This is a genomic window from Sphaerisporangium corydalis, assembly GCF_025506355.1.
Classification (GTDB): Bacteria; Actinomycetota; Actinomycetes; order Streptosporangiales; family Streptosporangiaceae; genus Sphaerisporangium; species Sphaerisporangium corydalis.
Genome location: NZ_JANZYP010000009.1, coordinates 146,292 through 163,665 on the forward strand (window position 1 = coordinate 146,292; position 17,374 = coordinate 163,665).

19 protein-coding genes are annotated in these 17,374 nt (G+C 71.4%); 3 read left to right on the forward strand and 16 right to left on the reverse strand.

Going from position 1 to position 17,374, the window contains the following annotated elements:
- Positions 1 to 23: 23 nt before the first annotated feature.
- From NYZ98_RS09550 to NYZ98_RS09560, 3 genes are all read right to left on the reverse strand, one after another.
- Positions 24 to 383, reverse strand: a complete 360-nt coding sequence (locus NYZ98_RS09550; protein ID WP_262842215.1) for an NADH-quinone oxidoreductase subunit A — start codon at positions 381 to 383, stop codon at positions 24 to 26.
- A gap of 91 nt (positions 384 to 474) precedes the next feature.
- On the reverse strand, positions 475 to 1,749 hold the full coding sequence (locus NYZ98_RS09555) for a geranylgeranyl reductase family protein (protein ID WP_262842216.1): 1,275 nt from the start codon (positions 1,747 to 1,749) through the stop codon (positions 475 to 477).
- 130 nt (positions 1,750 to 1,879) lie between these two features.
- Positions 1,880 to 2,611: a demethylmenaquinone methyltransferase gene (locus NYZ98_RS09560; RefSeq protein ID WP_262842217.1), complete on the reverse strand. Its 732-nt coding sequence runs from the start codon at positions 2,609 to 2,611 to the stop codon at positions 1,880 to 1,882.
- A gap of 114 nt (positions 2,612 to 2,725) precedes the next feature.
- Here NYZ98_RS09560 and NYZ98_RS09565 point away from each other — a divergent pair, with 114 nt between their 5' ends.
- Positions 2,726 to 3,970, forward strand: coding sequence for an NHL repeat-containing protein (locus NYZ98_RS09565; RefSeq protein ID WP_262842218.1), 1,245 nt, complete (start codon positions 2,726 to 2,728; stop codon positions 3,968 to 3,970).
- On the opposite strand, the gene NYZ98_RS09570 is transcribed toward NYZ98_RS09565, so the two are convergent.
- Complete coding sequence (locus tag NYZ98_RS09570) at positions 3,967 to 4,167, reverse strand: DUF4229 domain-containing protein (protein ID WP_262842219.1); 201 nt, start codon at positions 4,165 to 4,167, stop codon at positions 3,967 to 3,969. The genes NYZ98_RS09565 and NYZ98_RS09570 overlap by 4 nt on opposite strands.
- Positions 4,168 to 4,459: 292 nt before the next feature.
- On the opposite strand from NYZ98_RS09570, the gene NYZ98_RS09575 reads away from it, so the two are divergent.
- Positions 4,460 to 4,699, forward strand: a complete 240-nt coding sequence (locus NYZ98_RS09575) for a BldC family transcriptional regulator (RefSeq protein WP_262842220.1) — start codon at positions 4,460 to 4,462, stop codon at positions 4,697 to 4,699.
- A gap of 265 nt (positions 4,700 to 4,964) precedes the next feature.
- Here the strand turns inward: NYZ98_RS09575 and NYZ98_RS09580 are convergent, their stop codons facing one another.
- Complete coding sequence (locus NYZ98_RS09580) at positions 4,965 to 5,213, reverse strand: hypothetical protein (protein WP_262842221.1); 249 nt, start codon at positions 5,211 to 5,213, stop codon at positions 4,965 to 4,967.
- Positions 5,214 to 5,223: 10 nt separating this feature from the next.
- Complete coding sequence (locus tag NYZ98_RS09585; RefSeq protein WP_262842222.1) at positions 5,224 to 6,279, reverse strand: hypothetical protein; 1,056 nt, start codon at positions 6,277 to 6,279, stop codon at positions 5,224 to 5,226.
- 145 nt (positions 6,280 to 6,424) lie between these two features.
- On the opposite strand from NYZ98_RS09585, the gene NYZ98_RS09590 reads away from it, so the two are divergent.
- Positions 6,425 to 6,733, forward strand: coding sequence for a PLDc N-terminal domain-containing protein (locus NYZ98_RS09590; RefSeq protein WP_262842223.1), 309 nt, complete (start codon positions 6,425 to 6,427; stop codon positions 6,731 to 6,733).
- 122 nt (positions 6,734 to 6,855) lie between these two features.
- Here the strand turns inward: NYZ98_RS09590 and ccsB are convergent, their stop codons facing one another.
- From ccsB to NYZ98_RS09640, 10 genes are all read right to left on the reverse strand, one after another.
- Positions 6,856 to 7,791 (reverse strand): c-type cytochrome biogenesis protein CcsB, encoded by a 936-nt coding sequence (ccsB, locus tag NYZ98_RS09595; RefSeq protein ID WP_262842224.1) that lies wholly within the window; start codon positions 7,789 to 7,791, stop codon positions 6,856 to 6,858.
- Positions 7,781 to 9,358: a cytochrome c biogenesis protein ResB gene (resB, locus tag NYZ98_RS09600; protein WP_262842225.1), complete on the reverse strand. Its 1,578-nt coding sequence runs from the start codon at positions 9,356 to 9,358 to the stop codon at positions 7,781 to 7,783. Before resB ends, ccsB begins: the two co-directional genes overlap by 11 nt.
- On the reverse strand, positions 9,358 to 10,089 hold the full coding sequence (locus tag NYZ98_RS09605; protein WP_262842226.1) for a cytochrome c biogenesis CcdA family protein: 732 nt from the start codon (positions 10,087 to 10,089) through the stop codon (positions 9,358 to 9,360). The genes resB and NYZ98_RS09605 overlap by 1 nt, the downstream gene beginning before the upstream one ends.
- Before the next feature lie 36 nt (positions 10,090 to 10,125).
- Entirely contained in the window at positions 10,126 to 10,707 is a 582-nt protein-coding gene (locus NYZ98_RS09610) for a TlpA family protein disulfide reductase (protein ID WP_262842227.1), read from the reverse strand.
- A gap of 93 nt (positions 10,708 to 10,800) precedes the next feature.
- Complete coding sequence (locus NYZ98_RS09615; protein ID WP_262842228.1) at positions 10,801 to 11,442, reverse strand: histidine phosphatase family protein; 642 nt, start codon at positions 11,440 to 11,442, stop codon at positions 10,801 to 10,803.
- A 13-nt stretch (positions 11,443 to 11,455) separates the two neighbouring features.
- Positions 11,456 to 12,436 (reverse strand): LysR family transcriptional regulator, encoded by a 981-nt coding sequence (locus tag NYZ98_RS09620; RefSeq protein ID WP_262842229.1) that lies wholly within the window; start codon positions 12,434 to 12,436, stop codon positions 11,456 to 11,458.
- A gap of 79 nt (positions 12,437 to 12,515) precedes the next feature.
- Positions 12,516 to 13,817 (reverse strand): glutamate-1-semialdehyde 2,1-aminomutase, encoded by a 1,302-nt coding sequence (gene hemL, locus NYZ98_RS09625; RefSeq protein WP_262842230.1) that lies wholly within the window; start codon positions 13,815 to 13,817, stop codon positions 12,516 to 12,518.
- A 124-nt stretch (positions 13,818 to 13,941) separates the two neighbouring features.
- Complete coding sequence (locus NYZ98_RS09630) at positions 13,942 to 14,595, reverse strand: bifunctional DNA primase/polymerase (RefSeq protein WP_262842231.1); 654 nt, start codon at positions 14,593 to 14,595, stop codon at positions 13,942 to 13,944.
- Positions 14,596 to 14,678: 83 nt separating this feature from the next.
- Complete coding sequence (gene hemB, locus NYZ98_RS09635) at positions 14,679 to 15,668, reverse strand: porphobilinogen synthase (RefSeq protein ID WP_262842232.1); 990 nt, start codon at positions 15,666 to 15,668, stop codon at positions 14,679 to 14,681.
- 81 nt (positions 15,669 to 15,749) lie between these two features.
- A complete protein-coding gene (locus NYZ98_RS09640; protein WP_262842249.1) occupies positions 15,750 to 17,330 on the reverse strand; it encodes a bifunctional uroporphyrinogen-III C-methyltransferase/uroporphyrinogen-III synthase in 1,581 nt (526 codons plus the stop codon).
- Positions 17,331 to 17,374 lie beyond the last annotated feature (44 nt).

The window sequence follows — 17,374 nt, forward strand, 5'->3', positions numbered from 1 at the left end:
GCGCGCCTCCGGCACGCTGCCTCTCAGTCCCAGTCCAGGCCGCGGCGGCGCCAGACATAGGCGTACGCGACCAGGACGGTGACGATGAACAGCACCATCTCGACCAGTCCGAAGACCCCGAGCTGGTCGAAAGCGACCGCCCACGGATAAAGGAAGATGATCTCGATGTCGAACACGATGAAGAGCATCGCGGTGATCATGTACTTCAGCGGGAACCGGCCGCCGCCGACGGGCTGCGGCGTCGGCTCGATGCCGCACTCGTAGGCGTCGAGCTTGGCCCGGTTCCAGCGCTTGGGGCCGGTGAAGGGCGCGATCCCGACGGAGAACACGGCGAAGCCCGCCGCGATGATCGCGAGAACCAGGATGGGCACGTACAGTTCCATCGCTATGCGTCCCCTCTGAGCGCTGGAGATTCGGTCGATCGGTTGCTGAGTCTAGGCAGGGCGATCATCGATCTTCGTTCCGGGTGCTGTGTCATGACGGCGGCGCGATCTTCGACAGGGCGTTGATGATCCGGTCGGACGCATCGCCCCGCCGGTCCGTGAGGTTACCAAGGAGTTTCAGAGCGAACCGCATCAGAGTGGGATGTGGCAGGCCGTGCCTCGTGAGGAAGCCCATCACCCCGGGCTTGCCGATGGCCTCGACGAACATCCGGCCCACGGTGAAGTAGCCGCCGTAGGCGTCCTTGAGCGTCTTCGGATAGGCGCGCAGGACGCGTTCCCGCTGGGCGGGGGTGGTGCCGGACAGGGCGGTGGTGATGGCGTCGGCGGCGATGCGGCCGGTCTCCATCGCGTAGGCGATGCCCTCGCCGTTGAACGGGTTGATCATGCCGCCGGCGTCGCCCACCAGGACCAGGCCCCGGGTGTAGTGCGGCTGGCGGTTGAAGGCCATCGGCAGCGCCGCGCCCCGGATCGGCCCCGTCATGCTCTCGTCGTTGAACCCCCACTCGGCGGGCATGTTCTTCACCCAGCGGCGCAGCAGGTCGCGGTAGTCGAGGTTCTGGAAGGCGTCGCTGGTGTTGAGCAGCCCGAGGCCGACGTTGCTGGTGCCGTCGCCGACGCCGAACACCCAGCCGTACCCGGGCAGCAGCCGGGACGACCCGTCCTGCTCGGTGTCCCACAGCTCCAGCCAGGTCTCCAGCCAGTCGTCGTCGTGGCGGGGGCTGGTGTAGTAGGTGCGGACGGCGACGCCCATCGGGCGGTCGGTGCGCTTGTGCAGGCCCATGGCGAGCGACAGCCGTGTGGAGTTGCCGTCGGCGGCCACGACCAGGCGGGAGCGGTAGGTGACCTGCTCGCCGTCGCGCTTGGCGGTCACGCCGACGACATGGCCGCTGCGCGGGTCGAGGACCGGGCCGGTGACGTTGACGCCCTGGATCATCGTGACGCCGCCGCGCTCGGCGTTGGCCGCGAGGATCTGGTCGAAGTCGAGGCGCGTGCGCACCAGGCCGTAGTCCGGGAAGCTCGACAGCTCGGGCCAGGCCAGCTCCAGCCGCAGGCCGCCGCCGACGACGCGGAGCCCCTTGTTGCGGATCCACCCGGGGCCGTCGATGTCGACGCCCATGGCGACCAGTTCCTTGACGGCGCGCGGGGTCAGCCCGTCCCCGCACACCTTCTCGCGCGGGAACCGGGTCTTCTCCAGCAGCAGCACCTCGAAGCCGGCCTGCGCGAGGTAGAAGGCCGTGGTCGAACCCGCGGGTCCTGCGCCGACGACGATGATGTCGGCGTCCGCCGCGGGGGCTGACTCGCTCACGGGACCTGTCCTGTCCTGGGTGTCGAGGGCCTCGGGATTTCAGGGCCTTCGTGCCTTTGTGAACTACTTCACAAACTTGTCGGCGGAAGTCTAACCCTTTTTCCCCTGCCCGATGTCAGATGGAGCTTACCTACTCGCCCAAGGTCGGTTTGACGGCCCTGTGGAGGGCCACGATGCCAAGGGAGAGATTGCGCCAGCCGACCCGTTCCCAGCCCGCCTCCTGGACGAGCCGGGCAAGGCTCGCCTGGTCGGGCCAGGCACGGATCGACTCGGCCAGATACGCGTACGAGTCGGGATTGGAGCTGACGACCCGGGCGACGGGCGGCAGCAGCCTCATGAGGTACTGCGAGTAGACCAGCTCGAACGACTTGACCGTCGGCCTGGAGAACTCGCACACCACCAGCCGTCCGCCCGGCCTGGTGACCCGCAGCATCTCGCGCAGCGCCCCGACGGTGTCGTTGACGTTGCGCAGCCCGAACGAGATCGTCACCGCGTCGAAGGCGCCGTCGGCGAACGGGAGCCGCAGCGCGTCGCCGCCGATGAACGTGACCCCGCGCACCCCCCCGTGAAGGCCGGACCCGCCCCGCCGCCCGGCGCCCGTGCCGAGCATGCCGAGGGAGAAGTCGCACGCGATCGCGCGCGCCCCGAGGCCGGTGAAGGAGTCGGTGGAGGTGCCGGTGCCGGCCGCGAGGTCGAGGACGAGCTCACCCGGGCCCGCGTCCACCGCCGCCGAGGTGGCCCTCCTCCAGAGCCGGTCCTGACCGAGCGAGAGCACGTCGTTGACCAAGTCGTAGCGCCGGGCCGTGCGGTCGAACATCGCCGCGACCTCGTGCGGCTGTTTGTCCAGGGTTGCACGCGTCATGGCGACAAGCTTAGTGGCCTCGCGCCGGTCAACCCAAAGTAGCCACATCATTACTAAGCGTCTGCTAGGACTTGGTGAATGTTTGCCCGAAAGCCGACTCTCATCTCCCCTGTCATGGCCGTCCCTTTGCTCGTCGCGGCGCTGGTCGTCCTTCCCTGCGGCCCGGCCTCGGCGGGCGAGGTCCGCCACTCCCGGGTCGTCTCCGCCGACCCCGCCGACACCACTCCGCACGTCCTGGACGGCATCGTCAACGCCTTCGCCCTCGTCGGCGGCACCGTTGTGGTCGGCGGCGCGTTCAGCGAGGTGCGCGAGGCCGGCGGCGCGGCGGCGGTCCCGAGGCGCAACCTGTTCGCCTTCGACCTGGCCACCGGCAGGATCGACCCGCGCTTCGCCCCCGACCCTGACGGCCCGGTCAACGCGCTGGCGGCCGGCCCCGCAGGCTCGGTCTACGCCGGGGGCGCCTTCATGTCCGCAGCGGGCCGCCCCGGCCGGGGCCTGGCCCGGCTGTCCCTCGCCGACGGGTCGCCGGTGGAGTCCTTCTCGGCGCCGGTGCGCGGCGGCGCGGTCTCCAGCCTGGTCCTGCACCCCGGCGGGCTGTACGTGGGCGGCGACTTCACCGGCGTCGGCCGCAGCGCCCGCGCGGCGCTCGCCCGGCTCGACCCGGTCACCGGAGCGGTCGACCCGGCCTTCACGGTCACCCCCGGCGGCGAGCGGGGCGGCTCGCTCAAGGTCTACGCGATGGCGGCCACCCGCGACCGGCTCGCGCTGGACGGCTCCTTCACCACGTTGGACGGGCTGCGCCGCCCCCAGGTCGGCCTGGTCGACATCGGCGCGGCCCAGGCGACCGTGACCGGCTGGCACACCGAGGCGTACGCGGCCGCCTGCAAGGACGTCTTCCCCTCTTACGTGCGAGGGCTGGACTTCTCACCCGACGGACAGTATTTCGTCCTGGTCACGACGGGCGGCGCGAAGGGCTCGGGCAGGCTGTGCGATTCGGCGGCCCGCTTCGAGACCTACGCGCGCGGGGACGAGGTGGCCCCGACGTGGGTGAACTTCACCGGCGGCGACTCGCTGTACTCCGTGGCGGTGACCGGGGCCGCGGTGTACGTCGGCGGCCACCAGCGGTGGCTGGACAACCCCAGGGGGTCGGACTCGGCCGGCCCCGGCGCGGTGCCCCGGCCGGGCATCGGAGCGATCCACCCCGGCACCGGAAGGGCGCTCGCGTGGAACCCGACGCGGGACCGGGGCATCGGTGTCAAAGCGTTCCTGCCGTACAAAGAGGGCCTTCTCATCGGAAGCGACACCACGCACCTCGGACACGAGTACCATGCCCGGGTCGGCTTGTTCCCGCTCTCCTAACCCCTGCGGCCCTTGCTGATCTGCTCACTCACCGCGTCGCGCTGCCTCGACAGCAGCACGTAGCTGGCTATGCCGCTGACCGCGAAACTGGTCACGATGAGCCACAGGGCGTGGTGGAGGCCGATCAGATAGAGCACACCAAGGGTGACGGCGAAGAGGCCGAGCCGTGACGCGGTGTAGACGAGGAACGGTCGCACAACGTCGAGGTTACGTCACCGGACAGCTGGAGCGGTCTACGCCGCCGTTGGACGGAGCCCGATTTCGTGAGTGGAGCTTTACAAGGCTCACTTCGCATCGGGTGCGAGCACTGCTAGTGTTCACATCACGGCGCTTTTGTAAAGAAACACCCACGAGCGCCCCAAAGAGGCTCTATCATATAACAAACGGGCAGTCAGCTGATAACAACCCGTGATCTTTCGATGTAAATCACGGATATATCAGTTTCCGCTCGGCAAACTGGTTACCTGTCCGCCCGCTTCAGGATGCGGGATGCGAGGGGGAGAGATTGTGGAGAGTAGCAGCGAACGCCTGCTGACCCCCGGAGAGGTTGCCGCCCTCTTCCGGGTCGATCCGAAAACGGTGACGCGCTGGGCAGCGGCAGGCCGCATCAGCAGCATCCGTACCCCCGGAGGGCACCGGCGTTTCCGCGAGTCGGAGGTGCACGCTCTCCTGCGTGGCGAGGAAGTCCTCACGGCCGATCGGCCGAGTGGCGACTCTCCGCGTGTCTGATGTACAGGTGAGAGCGTGCCGTCCCCGGCGTCCATCGCGGGGCACGGTGAACTCGAAGCCGCCTTGCACCACCCGGTGATCCTGCGTGCCCCCCGGAAGCCGCAGGGTCACTGCTCTTTTTTTCGGGCATGTCATTAATGGCATTACGGGGCGATCTTCTCTTCGCCGTCCGGCCCACGCGATTTTCGGTCATCCGCCCGCGCCACGCTCTGGGCGACGATCCGCCGCGCGCGATCGGCGCGCCCCCCGGACCTTCGGGGCGGGATCAGCGGTCCGAGTTCGCCTGTGACTCCTTGAACGCGAGGAATTCGCGCTCCAGCGCGTCGTTCTCCTCCTGCCACCGCTCGCGCCGCTCGGCCTCCTGCTCCTCGGTGATCGACTCCGGCAGCCAGCGCTCATAGTCGGGGTCGCTCGGCGCGATCTCCACGTACGCGTTACCGATCAGGCGTCCGTCGTCACTGGTGAGGGAATGCGGTATCCGCAACGTCCCGTCCACGAGCCGGATGACGTACATGGCGGATCACCTAGATTCCGTAGCGCCGGTTGAAGAACAGCATGACATTGAGAGCGGCACGGGTGTCTCCATTGAGCATGTCGACCAGCGCCGGCCGCTGCCGCGAGGCGATCGCGGCGAAGGCGTCGGCGAAGAACTCCTTGCGGCCGAGACCACCTGACTGCTTGTGGAACGCCGAGGCGAACAGGGCCCCGCATTCCTCGTAGAGGGCCACGAATTCCGGGGAGTCGGACACCCATTCACCTGGTGAGGCGTCGATGTCGTCCAGGGCGTGGCCGGTCTCGTGCATCATCACGTCGGGGGTGGGCGACGGCCGGTCCCCCACCACGATCTTGCGGTCGCCGTACGCGCCGGCGCAGACGTCCCATGTGGCCCGGCCCGAGGGCAGCGGCGCGCCCCGCAGGTAACCCATGTCGTCCAGGTCGGGCACGCCGCCCGCCCCGACGTAGATGCCGTCGAGCCCGACCGCCAGCAGGGCCTTCAGCCGCTCCGGGAGGCGGGCGAGGCTGTCCACGGCGCGGACGGCGTCCGGCGAGGGCGGGCCGTCGGCGGCGTCCCACTGGCGGTAGAGGATCTGCTCCAGCGGGCCGCAGTGGCGCAGCCCGTCGCGGACGTCGGGGGTGTCGGGGGCGTTGGGCTGGGCCAGCGGCGGCTCGTCGTCCAGCTCGAAGTCCCGCCAGATGTACTGCGGCCGGTCGACCACGGGCGCGGTGACGGCCCGCGTCGAGTCGGCCCGGGGCGGCTCCGCCTCCCAGAAGGCGTCGGCGCGCCGCTCGCGGCGGTTCGCCCTGCGCCCGCTGTCGCGGTAGTCCAGGCGGTCGCGCGAGGAGTCGCCGCGCCCCTCACGGCCTTCGCGGGGCGGGTCTCCCCTGCGTTCCGGCGCGCCCTCTGGGCGCCTTCCTTCCGCAGGTTCCTGCGTCCCCTCGCGGGGGGCCTCGCCGCGGTACGGAGAGCCGTACGGAGCCTTCTGCCGCCAGCGTGGCCCTCTCCGGTGGCGACCCCTGTCGCCGGAGAACGCCGTCAAGACGACGGCCAGGGTGCCGGGAGCGCGAACATCGGCACGCACCTCTCACGTCCGCGAAGCGTGGTCACGGTCCACGGTACGACGAGGCCGCTCGGGAAGTCATCTCCGATGTCCGATGGGGATGGATCGGAGTGCGCTGTTACGCCCCGGGAACACGATCTACCGTCGAATGGCTTACGCTGCGGACATGCCTAGCGTGCTTCTTGGCCTGGCCCTGTTAGCCTTCTGGCTTTACTGCCTGTTCGATGTGATCACCACACCGGAGGAGGACGTAAGGAACCTGCCCAAACTGCTCTGGGTTCTGATCGTCGTCCTTCTCGCCGACCTCGGCGGCCTTCTATGGCTGCTGCTCGGCCGCCCCCAGAGCGAGCAGGCAGTTCAGAGGCAACGCATCGCCCGGCCCGGCCGGCCCCGGCCCTCCGTGCCCCGTGGACCCGACGACGACCCCGACTTCCTCCGCGACCTCGACCGCCGCCTCCGCCGGGAGGACGACTGACCCCCGGCGGGTGTCCCTGACAGGTGGTGGTGGCACGCCCGTGCGAGCCGTGACGGCGGGCACGGGCGGCCCCGGCGGCCTCTCGTAGGGGAGAGGCCGGACGGTCAGGGGGCGTTCAGGGGCTAGGGCACCTCAGCGTAGGAGTGCAGGCCCGACATGAAGATGTTCACACCCACGAGGTTGAACAGCAGACAGCCGAAGGCGACGAGCTGGACGATCATCGCCGCCCTGCCCCGCCACCCCGCGGTGGCCCTCGCGTGCAGGTACGCCGCGTAGGCGATCCAGGTGATGAACGCCCAGACCTCCTTGGGGTCCCAGCCCCAGTAGCGACCCCACGCCTTGTCGGCCCACAGCGCGCCCGCGATCACGGCGAACGTCCAGATCGGGAAGGCGATCACGATGGCGCGGTGCGCGAGCCGCTCCAGATCGTCGCGGCCGGGCAGCCGCGACGGGCCGTCCTTGCGGGCCAGGAACAGGATCCCCGAGGTCCCCGCGACGATGAACAGGCCGCTCGCGAAGATCGCGGCGGTCACGTGGATGGCGATCCAGTAGGAGTTGAGCGCCGGCACGACCGGTCCGGCCTGCACGTGCAGGTAGCGGACGGCGAAGCCGAGCCCGAGCGCCGCCGCGACCGACACGAACGCCCCGAGGAACCGCACGGGCTGGCGGGCCTGCATCACCAGGAACGCCGTCATGGCGGCGAAGCAGATCGCCACCACGAACTCGTACATGTTGCCCCACGGCCAGCGGCCGACCGCGACCCCACGGGTGATGATCGCCCCGAGGTTGGCGGCCCAGCCGAGGAAGCTCACCACGATCGCGAACATGGCGGCCCGCGCGGCCCAGGCGGGCGGCGGGGGGCCGTCCTCCGCGGGCTCGGGCGCCGCGGGGAGCCCTTCGCCGGCGGCGACCAGCTCGCGGGCCGGGGCCGCCGCGCGCGCCCGGCCGAAGCCGAGGTCCAGCGCGTATCCGATCATGGCCAGGACATACAGCAGGACGGTCGCCAGGATCAGCTGGTCGCTGAGCGTGGCGAGCCCGGAATTGACGTCAGTGGGCATCCTTTACTCCTTGACGCGAGGCGGACTCGCCGGCCTCGGGACCTCGAAGGGCCGTGACAATCTGGGAGAACTCATCGGTGAACGCCGGGCCGCCCTCGGTGCGCGTGAGCCCGCCCACCTCGACCGCGTCGCCCTCCTGCGCCACCCGCACCCAAAGGCGCCGGCGGCGGACGGTGAGCGACAGGACCAGGCCGAGCACGGCCAGGCCCGCGGCCAGCAGGGCGGGGACCCGGCCAGGGTCGTAGGCGATCTGCAGGCTGATCCACTCGCGTACGCCGGTGAGCCGGATCGACCCGGCCCCCCCAGGCAGCGGGAGGGTGGCGCCGACGCTGAGCGGCTTGGCGTCGGCGCCCATCACCAGCGGCTTGAGGCTCTTGGTGTCGAGCTGGTAGACCGACTGCGGCTGCCCGGACTTCAGCCCGAGGTCGCCGGAGAAGGCGAACACCTGGGCCGTCGGGTTGGCGGCGCCCGGGAAGACCGAGACGTAGGAGCCGTCCTGGGCGGGCACGGTCGTCGGCAGGAAGCGCACGAGGAACCCGAGCTGCTCCGGCTCGGCGTCCGGCACCTTGACGACGCATTCGGAGGTGTAGGTCATCTGGTCGGCGGCCAGGCATGGCACCGGCCCCTCGAAGGCCACCTGACCCTTGCCGTCCAGGACCGTGAACGTCGGGGCGTACCCGTGGCCGATCAGGTACGTCTGGGTGCCGCCGACGTCCAGCGGCTCGTTCACCCTCAGGTCGTAGGGCCGCTCGCGCGCCCCCGGGCGGTCGGTCACCTTCAGGCGGGCGGAGAAGTCGAGCGGCTGGCCGCGCCGCTCCCCCGTGGCGACGTAGGTCGCCTGGAAGTCCTCAAGGGTGAAGGAGAACGGCTCCAGCGACTCCGGCGACACCTTCTGCCCGGGGATGTACCGGTCGTAGGCGGCGACGGTGTTGGCGAACCCGTTGCCCTCCACGAGCAGCACGTTGCCCCGGTAGCCGTACAGGCCGCCCGCGCCGACCGCCACCAGCAGGGCGAGCAGGGCGAAGTGGAACAGCAGGTTGCCGGTCTCGCGGAGGTAGCCCTTCTCGGCGGCCACCCAGCCGGGGCCGGTGACCGTGCGGAACCGCTTCTTCCTGAGCGCGGCGGCGAGCGTCTCCACCGTGGCGCCGGGGGCCTGGAACGAGGCGTGGTGCGGGAGCCGGGACAGGTTGCGCGGGGCCGCGGGCGGCTTGCGCCGCATCTCGCGCAGGTGGGCCGCCGCCCGGGGGACGACGCAGCCCGCGAGGGAGATGAACAGCAGCAGGTAGGTCGCCGCGAACCACGGCGAGGTGTAGACGTCGAACAGCCACAGCCGGTCGAGCCAGCCCGCCAGGCCGGGGGTGTCCTTGAAGTACTGCGCGACCCTTTCCGGGCTGATCGACCGCTGGGGGTAGATCGACCCGGGCACGGAGGCGACCGCGAACAGGAACAACAGGATCAGCGCCGTGCGCATCGAGGTGAGCAGCCGCCACGCCCAGCGCAGCCAGCCCAGCGGGCCGAAGCCCGTCGGGCGCACCGGGTCGGCCCTGACCTCTTCGGTCGACGTCATCAGATCACCGGCTCGAATCCGCCGACCCAGCCTTGCATGTTGGCGATGACCTGACCCCACAGGCCGGTCACCAGCAGCACGCCGACCAGGACCAGCATCGCCCCGCCCACACGGGTGATCAGGCGGGAGTGGCGGCGCACCGCCTTGAACGTGTGGAGCGCCTTGCGGTAGGCCAGGGCGGCCAGGACGAACGGCAGTCCGAGGCCCAGCGCGTAGGCGAAGGCCAGCGTCGCGCCGCGCGCCGCGCTGGCCTGGTCGAGCGAGAGGGTCAGCACGGCGGAGAGCGTGGGGCCGATGCAGGGCGTCCAGCCGAGGCCGAACACGATGCCGAGCAGGGGCGCGCCCGCGATGCCCGCCGCCGGGAAGCGGTGGATGCGCACGTCGCGCTGGAGGCCGGGGACCAGGCCGAGGAAGGCCAGGCCGAGCACGATCGTCAGGCCGCCGAGCACGCGGGTGATCACCTCGGCGTTGCCGAGCAGCAGGGCGCCGAGCCCGCCGAAGAGCGCGCCGCCGAGGACGAACACCAGGGAGAAGCCCAGGACGAACAGCGCGCTGCCCGCGACCATGCGCCCGCGCCGGGGGTCGCCGCTCATGCCGGTGACGTAGGAGAGGTATCCGGGCACCAGGGGCAGCACGCACGGCGACAGGAAGGACACCAGACCGGCGGCCAGTGCGATGGGCAGAGCCACGACCAGCGAACCCGCGGCGACGGTGCCCGCCAGGTCGCTCACGGCGCACCCGGCCGGCGCGGGTCCTTCGGGGAGTGGCTACTTCTCATCGCTGACCTTGGTGACCACGTCGACGAGGTCGGAGTACTTGACCTGTCCGAGGGCGCGGGCGGCGACCCGGCCCCGCCGGTCGAGCACCAGGGTCGAGGGGATCGCGGCGGGGTTGACCATGCCGTGGAACGCCAGGGCGACCTTGCCCGGCTGGTCGAACAGGCTGGGGTACCCGGGTCGCTGCGTGCGCTGGAAGGCCAGGGCCTGCGCCTTGTCGTCCTTGAAGTCGACGCCGAGGAAGCTGACCCCCCGGCTCTTGGTCGTGGCCGCGATGTCCTTGAGCACCGGGGCCTCGCTGCGGCAGGGCGCGCACCAGGACGCCCAGAAGTTCAGCACCACGACGTCGCCCTTGTGGTCGGCGAGGCTCGCGGGCGTGCCCTCCAGCGTCTGTCCCTGGACCGCCGGGGCGGCCTGCCGCTCGGCGGCGGGGAAGAACTGCACGGCGCCGCTGCCCGCGACGAAGCGCGTGTCACCGGACTGCGGCTGGGTGCCCTGGCCTCCCGCGCAGCCCGCGACGACCACCATGGCCAGCGCCATGGGCAGGAGCAGGGCACGAGACTTCGGGGACACGGGGCAGGGATCTCCTTGCGCACTACAACCGGTAGAGCTCAAACCCTACCCAGCGCACCACGCGCCCTCGAAATCGGGGCGGAACGAGGTTGACTACCGCCGTTTGGCCGGTTTGAGCAGTTTAGGGGGTTTTATGAGGGCGCCCGCCGGTTCGCTGTAGCCGACGCTCGCCAGCCGCCCGCCCTCGAAGGTGAGGCTCGTCAGGCTCGCGAGCCCGCACTGCCGCTTGCGCGGGTCGTGCATCAGCCTGCGGCCCTCGGCCGCCAGCCGGATGATCCAGATCGGAAGCTGGTGGCTGACCAGGACGGCCTCGTGCCCCCGGGCCTCGGAACGCGCCTGGTCGATGACCGACCGCATCCGCTTGACGATCTCGGCGTACGGCTCGCCCCACGAGGGGCGGGTGGGGTTCCACAGGTGGCGGTAGTTGCCCGGCGAGCGGAACATGCCGCCGATGACCAGACCCTGGAACACGTTGTCGGCCTCGATCAGCCGGGGGTCGGTCTGGATCGGGAGCTCCAGCGCCTCCGCCAGGGGAGCCGCCGTCTCCTGCGCCCGCTCCAGCGGGGAGCTGTACAGCGCCACGATGTCGCGGCCCGTCAGCGCCTTCGCCACCATCTCGGCCATGGACCGGCCGTCCTCCGAGAGGTGATATCCGGGCAACCTGCCGTACAGGAGGCCTTGGGGATTATGCACCTCTCCGTGACGGAGCAGGTGAACAACGGTGCTTTCGCTCATGACACCTACCAGCCTACTGGCCCGGACGGGACAAAACGTGACGTGCCATGCCGGACTCGTCGGATTCCTGAGGTTCCTGGGAGATGGGCATCAGCCCCGAAGGCGGGCTCAACTGGCGCAGCACGTCCACGGCCGCCCGGATGGCCGGCCGCCGGGCCGCGTCGGTGCGCCACAGCGCGAAGATCCGGCGGGTCGGCCTCGGCAGGAGCGGCACGGTCCGGACGTCCGCCGGGAGCACGTCCCTGCCCAGGCGCGGCACCAGGGCGCAGCCGTGCTCGGCGCCGACCAGGGCGATCTGCGTCGCGTACTCGTCGGCCACGCAGGAGATCTCCGGCTCCAGCGACGCCGTCCTCAGCGTGAAGACCAGCCAGTCGTGGCAGACCGTGCCGGGCGAGGAGCTGATCCACCGCTCGCCGCTCAGCTCGGCCAGGTCGATCTCGCGCCGGCCGGCCAGCGGATGATCCGCCGGCAGGACCACGTCCACCACGTCGTCGAACAGCGGGGCCCGCGAAAGCCCCTCGGGCAGGGCCATCGGCCGGTTCAGCCAGTCCTGGACCAGGGCCAGGTCCAGCTCGCCCCGGGCCACCTCGCGCACCTGCCGCTCGGGCTCGCGCTCGTAGAGCATCAGGTCGAGCTCGGGATGGCGGCGCTTCAGTTCCTTGAGCGCGGCCGGGAGCAGGCCGCGGGCCGCCGTGGGGAACGCGGCGATCGACAGCCGCCCGACGACCGTGCCCCTGAGCGCCTCGAAGTCGGCCTCCGCCATCTCCACCAGCGCGAGGATGCGCTCTGCGTGCTCGGCGAGCAGGCCGGCGGCGTCGGTGAGCTTCACCCCGCGCCCGCTGCGCTCGATGAGCGTGGAACCGGTCTCCCGCTCCAGCTTGGCGATCTGCTGGGAGATGGCGGACGGGGTCACCATGAGCGCCTCGGCGGCGGCGCCGACCGACCCGTACACGGCGACCGCGTGCAGGGCCTTCAGGCGGTGGAGATCGAGCATATAGCGATGCTAAATGATTTACCGGCGATAGTCCCGTTCAGGCTGAAAGGTCGGAGCCCCACGACCCGCCGCGCGACGCTCAAGCCGAGGCGGCGGACGCGGCGGCCTTGGCGGCGGCGGGGAGCGCGTCGGTGATCCGGGCGAGCGCCTCCTCGTCGTGGGCCGCCGACAGGAACCACGCCTCGTACGCCGAGGGCGGCAGGTAGACGCCCTGGTCGAGCATGGAGTGGAAGAACGCGCGGTAGGCGCCGGTGTCCTGGTCGCGGGCACCGGAGAAGTCGGTGACCGCACGGTCGGTGAAGAAGACCGAGAACAGGCTGCCGGCCCGCTGCAGCCGATGGGGCACCCCCGCCGAGGTCAGCGCGTCCGAGGCGGCGCGGCCGACGGTCTCCGCCGCCGCGTCCACCCGGGCGTACACCTCGTCGTCGCAGGCCCGCAGGGTGGCCAGCCCGGCCGCGCAGGCCAGGGGGTTACCCGAGAGGGTGCCCGCCTGGTAGACCGGGCCCTCGGGCGCGAGGCGGCCCATGACCTCGGCCCGCCCGCCGAACGCCGCCGCCGGCAGGCCGCCGCCCATGACCTTGCCGAACGTCATCAGGTCGGCCTCCACGGGGTCCAGGCCGTACCAGCCGGACGCCGAGACCCGGAAGCCGGTGAGCACCTCGTCGACGACCAGCAGGGCGCCGGAGGCCGTGCACAGCTCGCGCAGCAGCGCGTTGAACCCCGGGCCCGGCGGCACCACGCCCATGTTCGCCGGGCACGCCTCGGTGATCACGCACGCGATCTCATCGCCGAATGCCCGGAACGCCTCGGTGACCGCTTCGGGCGAGTTGTACGGCAGGACGATGGTGTCCGCCGCCGACGCGCCCGTCACGCCCGGGGTGTCGGGCAGCCCGAAGGTCACCACACCGGAACCGGCGGCGGCCAGCAGGGCGTCCACGTGGCCGTGGTAGCAGCCGGCGAACTTGACGACCTTCGAGCGGCCGGTGAACCCGCGCGCCAGGCGGATCGCCGACATGGTGGCCTCGGTGCCTGAGCTGACCAGGCGGACCATCTCCACCGGGCCGACCCGGGAGACGATCTCCTCGGCCAGTTCGACCTCGCCGGGCGTGGCGGTGCCGAAGGACGTGCCGTGGACCAGCGCCTCGGTGAGCGCCGCCACCACGGAGGGATGGCGGTGGCCGAGGATCATCGGGCCCCAGGAGCAGACCAGGTCCACGTAGCGGTTGCCGTCGGCGTCGACGATGTAGGGGCCCTGGCCCGAGCGCATGAACCTCGGGGTGCCGCCGACGGCGCCGAAGGCGCGCACCGGGGAGTTGACGCCTCCGGGCACCACGGCCCGGGCACGGTCGAACAAGGACTCGGAGATCTCCGTACGGCTCACGCGTCAAGGTTAGCCCGCGTGGGCCCCGCCCTCCCGGTCGGCCGGGGAAGGACCCTGCAGACCTGCAGAGGGCCGTACGGGCATCTCGCCGGACGCGGAGCACCCCGGCCGGCGGCGGGCAGGCTCAGGGCAGGGCGTCGGCCAGCCGGTCGAGGACGTGCAGCGGGTCGGGGAGCGGGCGCCCGTCGGGGGGCCGCAGCCAGCGGGAATGGCTGCCGTCAGAGAGCGCCGACGGCGGGGCAAGGACGTAGCTGTCGCGGCAGTGCCAGCGCAGCCCGGGGCTGTCCTCGATCGTCTCGGGGCCGTAGTCGAGGTGGCAGGACCACCACTCGTCCTCGTCCTCGGGGGCCCCGCGCGTCGCGACATAAAAAAGGACCCGGTCGCCGCTTGCGGCGACCGGGCCCGTCGCGAAGCCGGAGGACTCCATCGTGGCGAGAGCCATCTGGCCCTCCGTGGCCGGTACGTCGAACACGTCGAACACCCGGCCGGTGGGAAGGATCACGTTCGCCTCGGGATTCTGCTCCCACCATCGGGTCAGCAGCGCCGGGTCGGTGGTCGCCATCATCTGCCAGGCCGGCGACAGCGGATGCGCCCCCGGGTCGGGACAGCCGAGGCGGTCACACGAGCAGGCACGCCGCCCTTCGCGCGGCGAATGGGCGCCCAGACAGCTCGCCCATCCCAGCTCGGCGTACTCCAGCACCGAGGCGATCGTGTGCGCTCTCCCATGGGAACGACCTCGCCTCTTCGCTCGGCGAGCCGCCAGTGGTACCCCCACCATCGTGTTTCCTCCCCCACCCTGCCTTCCCCTGATGATGCCCGATGAGGGGCGTCCAAGGTGAGGCGACCCCCGGAAATGGCCCGTCAGGATAGTCTCCTGGCCACTTCCGTAGCCCAGTAGGTGAGGATCATGTCGGCCCCGGCGCGCCGGATGGCGATGAGCGACTCCATGATGATGCGGTCGCGGTCGATCCAGCCGTTGGCCGCCGCCGCCTCCACCATGGCGTACTCGCCGCTCACCTGATAGGCCGCGACCGGCACGTCCACGCTGTCGCGGACCTGCCGCAGGATGTCCAGGTAGGCCAGTGCGGGCTTGACCATGACGGCGTCCGCGCCCTCGGCGAGGTCCAGGCGCACCTCGCGCAGCGCCTCGCCCACCGGGCCCGCGGGGTCCTGCTGGTAGCCGCTGCGGTCGCCGAACCTCGGCGCGCACTCCGCGGCCTCCCTGAACGGCCCGTAGAAGCCGGAGGCGTACTTGACCGAGTAGGCCAGGATCGGGATGTGCGGGAAGCCGGCGGCGTCCAGCGCGGCCCGGATCGCGCCCACCTGGCCGTCCATCATGCCGCTCGGGGCGATCACCTCCGACCCGGCCGCCGCCTGGGCGACGGCCACGGCCGCGTACCGCTCCAGCGTGGCGTCGTTGTCGACCTCGCCCTCGGGGGTGAGGATGCCGCAGTGCCCGTGGTCGGTGAACTCGTCCAGGCAGGTGTCGCTCATGACCACGATGGCGTCGCCGAGGTCGGCGCGCAGGTCGGCCAGCGCCACCTGGACGATTCCCTCGGGGTCGTCGCCCGCCGAGCCCCTGGCGTCCTTGACGGCCGGGATTCCGAACAGGATGAGACCGCCCACGCCCGCCTCGGCCGCGTCGTGCGCGGCCTTGCGGAGCGAGTCGCGGGTGTGCTGCACGACGCCGGGCATCGAGGAGACCGGCTGCGGGTCGCTCACGCCCTCCTTGACGAACATCGGCAGCACCAGCTCGGCCGGGTGCAGCCGGGTGCCCGCCACCATGCGGCGGATGGGCGCGGTACGGCGCAGCCTGCGGGGCCGCGCCACCGGGAATTGCGCGTCGCTCATCGTGCTCTCCCCTCCCCGACCCCGCCGGTGCCTTCGCACGTACGCGACGGCACCGGCGATGGGGGATCGACTGTCATCGGATCATCTGGCCCGGCGGCGCGCGCCCCTGCGGGTCTGCGAGGGCCTCCGGGGGACGTCGCCGGCCGCCAGGGCCGCCTGACGCTGCTTGGCGCCGTACTCCGCGAGAGCCGAGGCCAGCGCCGAGGCCGAGGGGGTCTCGGCCATGATGTCGACCCGCAGGTCGAACTCCGCCGCCGTCTTGGCGGTCTGCGGCCCGATGACCGCGATGACCGTCACCTTGTGCGGCTTGCCGGCGATGCCGACGAGGTTGCGTACGGTACTTGAGGAGGTGAACAGCACGGCGTCGAAGCCGCCGCCCTTGATCGCCTCGCGGATCGGCGCGGGCGGGGGTGCCGCGCGCACGGTCCGGTAGGCGGTGACGTCGTCGCACTCCCAGCCGAGCTCGGTGAGCCCGGCGATCAGCGTCTCGGTCGCGATGTCGGCGCGCGGCAGCAGGACCCGGTTGATCGGGTCGAGCATCGAGTCGTACGGCGGCCACTCGGCCAGCAGGCCCTCGGAGGAGTGCTCGCCGGCGGGCATCAGGTCGGGCTTGACACCGAACTCGACCAGCGCCCTGGCGGTCGCCTCACCGACGGCCGCGACCTTCAGCCCGGCGAACGCCCGCGCGTCCAGGCCGTACTCCTCGAACTTCTCCCTGATCGCCTTGACCGCGTTGGCCGAGGTGAAGGCCACCCACTCGTAGCGGCCGGTCACCAGGCCCTTGATGGCGCGGTCCATCTGCTGCGGGGTGCGCGGCGGCTCCACCGAGATCGTCGGCACCTCCTCGGGCACCGCGCCGTAGGACCGGAGCTGCTCCGACAGCCCGGCCGACTGCTCCTTGGTGCGGGGCACCAGGACGCGCCAGCCGAACAGCGGCTTGTTCTCGAACCACGACAGCCGGTCGCGCGTGCCGACGGCCTCGCCGACGACGATCAGCGCGGGCTCGGCGATGTCGGCGTGCTTGAGGTCGGCGGCGAGCCTGCCGAGCGAGGACACCACGGTGTACTGCTCGGTGGTGGTACCGCTCTGGGTCACCGCCACCGGTGTGGTGTCGGGCTTGCCCGCCGCGACGAGCGCCTTGCCGATCGCGACCGCGTCGGCGACGCCGTTGTAGATCACCACGGTGCCGGCGGACCCGGCGTGGACCGACCAGTCGTCGACCTGGGTTGCGTCCACGATGCGGAACTCCGGCACGGCCACGGCCGGGGCGATGCCCGCGTAGGTGAGCACCGCGGTGGCCGGGGGCACGCCGGGCACGATCTCGAAGTCCACCCCCGCCTTGGCGCAGGCCGCCACCTCTTCGGTGACCGAGGAGAACAACCCGGGGTCGCCGGCGCACAGGCGCACCACGCGGCATCCGGCCTTGGCCTCCTGCACGGCCTTCAGCGAGACCGCGCCCATGTCGTCGGCGACGTCGACGACCCTGACGTCCTGCGGGCAGTGGCGCAGCAGGGCGCCGTAGGTCTCCTTGTCCAGGACGACGACGTCGGCCCGCGACAGCAGGTCGGCCCCGCGCAGGGTGAGGAGGTTCTCGTCACCCGGCCCCGCCCCGACGAACGCGACGAACCCGGCTTCACGCCGGTGCCCGCCGTCCGTGACGATGTCCTCGGTGCCGTTCGCGCCGGTCTCCCCGGCCTCGCCCCCTG